At 35.2% G+C, this 6,684-nt stretch carries 3 protein-coding genes and 12 tRNA genes; all 15 read left to right on the plus strand.

Going from position 1 to position 6,684, the window contains the following annotated elements:
• Window positions 1-119 precede the first annotated feature (119 nt).
• The 15 genes from JCM10596_RS22395 to JCM10596_RS22465 all read left to right on the plus strand — a co-directional run bounded on the left by JCM10596_RS22395 (window position 120) and on the right by JCM10596_RS22465 (window position 6,683).
• Window positions 120-196 (plus strand) — tRNA-Met (locus tag JCM10596_RS22395).
• Window positions 197-244: 48 nt separating this feature from the next.
• A tRNA-Asp gene (locus tag JCM10596_RS22400) sits at window positions 245-321 on the plus strand.
• 58 nt (window positions 322-379) lie between these two features.
• Window positions 380-455 (plus strand) — tRNA-Phe (locus JCM10596_RS22405).
• 5 nt (window positions 456-460) lie between these two features.
• Window positions 461-536, plus strand: a tRNA-Thr gene (locus JCM10596_RS22410).
• A 30-nt stretch (window positions 537-566) separates the two neighbouring features.
• A tRNA-Tyr gene (locus JCM10596_RS22415) sits at window positions 567-651 on the plus strand.
• Between the two features lie 18 nt (window positions 652-669).
• A tRNA-Trp gene (locus JCM10596_RS22420) sits at window positions 670-743 on the plus strand.
• 14 nt (window positions 744-757) lie between these two features.
• Window positions 758-833 (plus strand) — tRNA-His (locus tag JCM10596_RS22425).
• Between the two features lie 12 nt (window positions 834-845).
• Window positions 846-920, plus strand: a tRNA-Gln gene (locus JCM10596_RS22430).
• A gap of 7 nt (window positions 921-927) precedes the next feature.
• Window positions 928-1,002, plus strand: a tRNA-Gly gene (locus tag JCM10596_RS22435).
• Between the two features lie 13 nt (window positions 1,003-1,015).
• Window positions 1,016-1,089: transfer RNA gene (locus JCM10596_RS22440), tRNA-Cys, on the plus strand.
• A 41-nt stretch (window positions 1,090-1,130) separates the two neighbouring features.
• Window positions 1,131-1,219, plus strand: a tRNA-Leu gene (locus tag JCM10596_RS22445).
• Between the two features lie 45 nt (window positions 1,220-1,264).
• Window positions 1,265-1,348: transfer RNA gene (locus JCM10596_RS22450), tRNA-Leu, on the plus strand.
• Window positions 1,349-1,759: 411 nt separating this feature from the next.
• Entirely contained in the window at window positions 1,760-3,121 is a 1,362-nt protein-coding gene (locus tag JCM10596_RS22455) for a ComEC/Rec2 family competence protein (protein ID WP_025029016.1), read from the plus strand.
• A 61-nt stretch (window positions 3,122-3,182) separates the two neighbouring features.
• Entirely contained in the window at window positions 3,183-4,667 is a 1,485-nt protein-coding gene (locus JCM10596_RS22460; protein ID WP_025029017.1) for a Hachiman antiphage defense system protein HamA, read from the plus strand.
• A gap of 204 nt (window positions 4,668-4,871) precedes the next feature.
• Window positions 4,872-6,683, plus strand: a complete 1,812-nt coding sequence (locus JCM10596_RS22465) for a DEAD/DEAH box helicase (RefSeq protein ID WP_025029018.1) — start codon at window positions 4,872-4,874, stop codon at window positions 6,681-6,683.
• Window position 6,684 lies beyond the last annotated feature (1 nt).

Consider the following 6,684-nt stretch of genomic DNA (forward strand, 5'->3'; position numbering starts at 1 on the left):
ACAATGAAGAATAGGGATTCTCACCCAAGGGTTCCCCAGAAGAAGTAAAACGTCAAGTAGCTATTCACTGGACTAGTTGCACTTCGGAATCCCCTATGGGTCACCAATCTTATCATTAACGCGGGGTGGAGCAGTCCGGTAGCTCGTCGGGCTCATAACCCGAAGGTCGTAGGTTCAAATCCTGCCCCCGCAACCAATAAGATTACATTGCAGATATGATGCAGAGAATGTCACTTTAAAACATGGAGCTGTGGTGTAGAGGCCTAACATGCCTGCCTGTCACGCAGGAGACCGCGGGTTCGAATCCCGTCAGCTCCGCCATCTACATTTAATAATTGTAAAAAAATGATTCATATGTTATATTAACTATTGTCTAAATGGCTCGGTAGCTCAGTCGGTAGAGCAGAGGACTGAAAATCCTCGTGTCGGCGGTTCGATTCCGTCCCGAGCCACCATTTATGCCGGTGTAGCTCAGTTGGTAGAGCAACTGACTTGTAATCAGTAGGTCGAGGGTTCAACTCCTTTCGCCGGCACCATTGATATTATTTGCAATAAAATATCTCTATGGAGGGGTAGCGAAGTGGCTAAACGCGGCAGACTGTAAATCTGTTCCCTATGGGTTCGGCGGTTCGAATCCGTCCCCCTCCACCATTCCTTTTTATTTATAATAGGGGCATAGTTTAAAGGTAGAACAAAGGTCTCCAAAACCTTTGGTGTGGGTTCGATTCCTGCTGCCCCTGCCAAAAACTCTAGTATGGCGGTCGTGGCGAAGTGGTTAACGCATCGGATTGTGGCTCCGACATTCGTGGGTTCGATTCCCATCGATCGCCCCATACACTGATTATTGGGCTATAGCCAAGCGGTAAGGCAACGGACTTTGACTCCGTCATTCTTTGGTTCGAATCCAAATAGCCCAGCCATTTACTTGCGGAAATAGCTCAGTGGTAGAGTATCGCCTTGCCAAGGCGAGGGTCGCGGGTTCGAATCCCGTTTTCCGCTCCATCACACCTTATATGGCGCCATAGCCAAGTGGTAAGGCAGAGGTCTGCAAAACCTTTATCCCCAGTTCAAATCTGGGTGGCGCCTCCAAAATGATTACTAACAGTATGTCAGATAATGACCTGTTTTATGCCGGGGTGGTGGAATTGGCAGACACACAGGACTTAAAATCCTGCGGTTGGTGACAATCGTGCCGGTTCAAGTCCGGCCCTCGGCACCATGATTACATCAATGGCTTAGCAGAACAGAGTTTTTTTATTTATATGCCGGTGTGGCGGAATTGGCAGACGCGCACGACTCAAAATCGTGTTCCTCTGGAGTGTCGGTTCGACCCCGACCACCGGTACCATCTACATAACGAATAAACGTTGATATGACGCGTAATTCTCGTATTTTTATGACGGGAGGTATGCGTCTTTTTTGTTGTCTATGCGCATGATCTTATCGAAAAAATAATACGCAATGAATCGTAAGCACAGGTACTTATAGCTGCGAACGATTACATTGGATGGAGGTAGATTAACAAAATTAGACGAGTTCAGGCGTTAGAATTGAATAACGTAGAATCTTGTTAGCTCATCAAATAAGATTAATTAATTGCTCCTTCAATAATCCTTAGGAGAATATATGCATTGTAAGGCTCATCTATAAGATAATTATGTTGTGTTAGGATAGAGATAATATAACTGTTGTTTGTATTGTGTCTAATCAATTAATTAATCCTTAATTTTTAGGACTTTTGAAGGGAAAATAGGAGTATATGTCGAATTGGGAAGATTATGAAGAGGTAATAAAAGACCATTTGAAGTTAAAATCATTTTTTTACTACTATAACTTGAAAGTAGGGGAAAAGTTGCTAAAAATTGATGTATTTCCCGCATCGTATGGAGAGAGTTTTTTAGTTACGTGTGCAGGAGAACAAAATTGTTATTTTCTTATCGATATGGGATTTATGTCAACGTATTCAAATAGTATAAAGAGTAAGCTTTTAGAAATCAAGAATAACGGCGAGAGTTTGTCTTTGATGATTCTCACTCATATTGACGATGATCATATTTCGGGAGCAATAAAATTCTTTGTCGAAAATGGAAATTCTGAGCACCCAAAAATAATTAAAGTTGAAAATATCTGGTTTAATAGCTACAGGCACTTGCAGTTTGAGAAGAAGACCTTTGATGAGAAGATACAAACAAACAAAAATATAGTTATATTAGAAAATTTGATAAAAAAAGAGCGACCGCGAGAAAAAGGTTTAAGGAATGTAGGTAGTATAGGCGCATTACAAGGGTCAACTTTAGCTTCATTACTATATTATTATAACTACTTGGGCGATTGGAATTCTCATTTTAATAATAATGCTGTGGTAGTTGAAGAAGAGGAAGTTGCTGCCTTCAGAAAAATCAAAATCACAGATGAAGTGAATATTACTATTCTATCTCCTGATATAAATAAACTAAGAGCGCTGAATGATTTATGGAGAGAGAAATTGGTTTCAGAAGGATTTGAGGGGACAATATCAAGTAACGAATTAATGGACGATGCTTTTGAGGTCTACTCAGCAAATACCAGGGGATTGAATAAAAGAAAGAAAAACCTATATAACATTTCTTCATACCGTGACATTGAGCAGATAGCTAATGAACAAATGGATGCGGATTGTAGTCCTGTAAATGGAAGTTCAATTGCTTTTTTTCTTGAATTTCAAGAAAAAAGAGTTCTATTTTTAGCGGATTCACACCCTGATATTGTATTAGGAAATTTAAAGGAAATTGCGTTAAAAGAAAAAGTGAAAAAAGTATACTTTGATGCGGTAAAAGTTTCTCATCATGGAAGTAAACACAACACAAGTAGAGAATTATTAGAAATTATTGATACCGATAAATTTATATTCTCAACAAATGGGAGAGGAAAAGGGTTTACACATCCCGATATTGAAACAGTTTTTAGAATAATTACAATTAAAATGGATCGAACAAAAAAACTGATTTTTAACTACAAGCCAGCACATCTATTTCAAATTATTAATCGAAATGAACTAAAAGAAAAATATAATTATGAAATCATATATATAAATGATCTATCTTTGAGAAAAGACAATCATATCACTACTATAATTATCTAACCTTTGGAGGGGAGTTATCATAACTAACATTAAACAGATTTATGAGATAACGTCAATTTTAATGTGTGGAGTCCAGGGTACTGCATTTTTTATTGATGAAAGTCACGCTATAACAGCAAAGCATTGTGTGGATAATAAAATTATGAATAATGTGGATATTATTTTGTATTTTATTGGTGACAGAGGGGAAGCTGAAACTCGCGGAGCTGAAGTTGTAGATTTTGATGGAGAGCTGGATATCGCATTGTTGAAACTTGATGATCCGGTAACTCATGTAAACAAATGGATTCAAGTGTGTAGCGATGAAGTCTTACAGGTTCATAATTGGGAAACAGTAGGTTATCCAGAATATTGGAATGAAATTGAAGAAGGAACAAAGCATTGCTATATAAAGGGTAACGTTCATTACATTGATAACTTCGAGAAAAAGACAGTATATGATGTTCATTTATCAAGTGAGTTAATAAAAGAAGACTGGGCTTATACATTAGGTGGTTTGTCTGGCTCTCCTCTGATTATTAGTGGCAAGATATATGGACTTATTGTTCGTGAAGAAAATAGTGCAATTAAATCTCAATTAAAAGCTGTTAGTTTTAATAAATGTGAAGCTTTTCTTTTAAGGAACCAAAGGGGTATCAGTTGTTCATTTGCGAGCTCTAATCTTTTAGTTAGTGGTAGACTTAAAACACAGATGAAAAACTGCAACGAGCTTTTTCAAAAAATAGATTTTACAATACCTGACAATAGTATCAAAGTTGTTCTCGATCCATTTATTTTAAAGTATAGTGAGCAAGGACAAAGTAAAATAAATGATCTGGCAAAGTATTTAGCTAATTCCTTGAATCAGTATGTGTGTGATCTTTCGGAACTCAAAGAACTATCAACAAAACCTATGAAAGTTAATGAGATATATCAAAAGACGAAAAGGGCGATCTATGAAATTCAGAAACAAGGCAAACTAGGTTCTATCATACTTTGGATGCTTCTTGAAGGTGTTCTAGGTGTACCTAAATTTTTCAAACGGTTCGGTATGAGAGAAGAGAGTGCTAGCTTTAATGAAATCTATTTGGGAATGCGCAATAGTAAATTGCTGTTCTATTTGGGAGAGGGCAAATTAAGTAGTGACTTTAAAGAGGGGGCAAAGGATTTCATTAGGTTGTTGGAAAACTGTGTTGATATAAAAGAGGATATTTTCATATCTGATGAAGACATGTATGAAGACATTTCACCTGGTTACTTTAAAACACTACTAGATAAATTTATTAATAATCAAACAAGAGACTGGGATGACGTTAAATTAGAAATGGTGATCTTTACTGGTTACGATTCAATGCAGTTGAGAAAAATTGAGAGTGAGAACTACTCGACTAACCTTGAAGAAGTTGTTAAACAAGTCTATATTCGTGAATCTGAGTATAACTATCGTTTTATTTGTGATGAAATGCATTCTTATAGGGGAATAAGTCAAGTAACAATTAAATGGTTTATTCTTCCTTTTAATAATGTTTCGGAATTTGAAAAAAGGGTATTAAAAGAATTTGATTGATGGTACAAAAAATAAACTATTTAAACAGATAGGTTTTTTTGATACAATAACGAGAACTAGTGTTCTGTAAAAGTTACAGTCTTTAAATTGATTGGAGGAACAAAATGAAAGTTCGTTTATCTTAAAAACTATTATATTTGTGAGCCTTTCTAAGATTTTGAAAGTAATAACTTAGACCAAAAATTAGTGTAAGGGGGTTTCAAAGTGGATTCTTTGGTTACTAGAGTTCAAACTAAAGATATGGTTGACGAACTCCTTAAAAAGATAAAAATAATAGAAGTGCGTAATGAGTTTTTCGATAAAACTGATAGCAGTCCTCAAGAATTAACTCCAGAGGAAACGAAAACATTGATTGAGGTGGCTAATGTACTAGCTTCCTCTTCTGATGTTGAAAACAGAAAAAAAGCCTTACAAATTGTTACGACCCTCCCTTTAATTAATACTTCTAGAGGAGTTGGATTAAGTTCTTTTTTAATATTAAGAAAACTTGGTAATTATCCAGCAATATCATTACTTCAAAAAAAGAAAGAAATACCTGATTATAAACTCTGTTTAGGAGGTTTAGCTTCACTTGAGGCATTTGTTTTAGAGAGTATAAATACAAGGAATTTTCTAGGTAAGGAATATTTATTAACTAATTTTCAAAAAAAGGTGACAGACTTAACGAATGATAACATTGGAGTAAGTGTTTCCGCTCCAACGTCCGCTGGTAAGTCTTTTGTCTTCTTGAAAATACTATTAGATCGGATTAGAGAAGAGCCAGGATCAACAGCGATATATATAGTACCTACAAGAGCATTAATTAGGCAAGTTATGAATGATCTTTTGATACATATAAGAGAGTTAAATCTGAAAAATCTTAACGTTAGTTGTTCATCTGAAACCGAAGTTCTAGTAAAAGATAATGAGAGATCTAACATACTAGTCTTGACACAGGAAAGACTTTATCATTTATGTGCAGATGTAGAATCTTCAAAAAAACTAAAGACTAAAATAATTATTATTGATGAGGCTCATAACATACAAAGTGGAGGCAGAGGGGTGTTATTAGAAAACTCCATCAAGTTTGCTCAAACATTATGGCCTCAAGCAAAAATATTATTTTCAAGTCCATTAGTGGAAAATCCTGAAAAATTACTAGAAACATTTGAAATAAACAACGGCATCGAAGAAAAGGAAAAGTTCCCTCTTGTCAGACAAAACTTAATACAAGTAAATGTTAAAAAAGATAAATTAATAGTAAAAACATTGTTTGAAGAAGATGGTGATGAACGAGAAATAGGTAAAATTGATTTTTCCAGAAATGGGACGTCTGACTATAAAATTCTTGCTGATGTCGCATCCGTTTTATGGAATAATCAAACATCCATTATTTATGCAAATGGGCCAATGAGATCAACAGATGTAATACGATCAATTTCAAATAGTGGTAAGTTTGAAAGATTAAATAATGAAAAGTTAGATGAATTTGCGGATTATATTGAAGAGTATATTTCAAAAAAATATGAACTAGCTGAATTCATACGCCGAGGGCTTGCTTTTCATTTTGGCTCCTTGCCTCCCATAATAAGATCAGGAATAGAAGATTTATTTAAATCAGGTGACTTAAAAATTGTAAGTTGCACTTCTACTTTATTGGAAGGAATGAATATGCCAGCAAAAAACATTTTCGTCTATAAACCTGAAAAAGGAAATAATGAACCGATGGATAAATTGAATTTTTGGAATTTAGCTGGTAGGGCAGGACGAATGGGAAATGACTTTTCTGGTAACATTATTTGTATAGAGTTAGATAAGTGGAAAGACAACCCTTTAGAAGGTTCTAGGGAACAGCACATAATTCCTTCGGCAGAAAAAAGGTTAAAAACAGAAAGCATAGCTTTTAAAGATTATTTGTTGAGCAGTACTTCTGATACAAAAACAGATGATTATAATGAGCAGTTAGTATCAGTCATTTTAAATGAAAGAGTTCGCGGTAAAAAATTAGAAAGGGTCAAACTTATAGAAATGAATTAAA

Source organism: Caldalkalibacillus mannanilyticus JCM 10596 (assembly GCF_000615945.1).
GTDB lineage: Bacteria > Bacillota > Bacilli > Caldalkalibacillales > JCM-10596 > Bacillus_AT > Bacillus_AT mannanilyticus.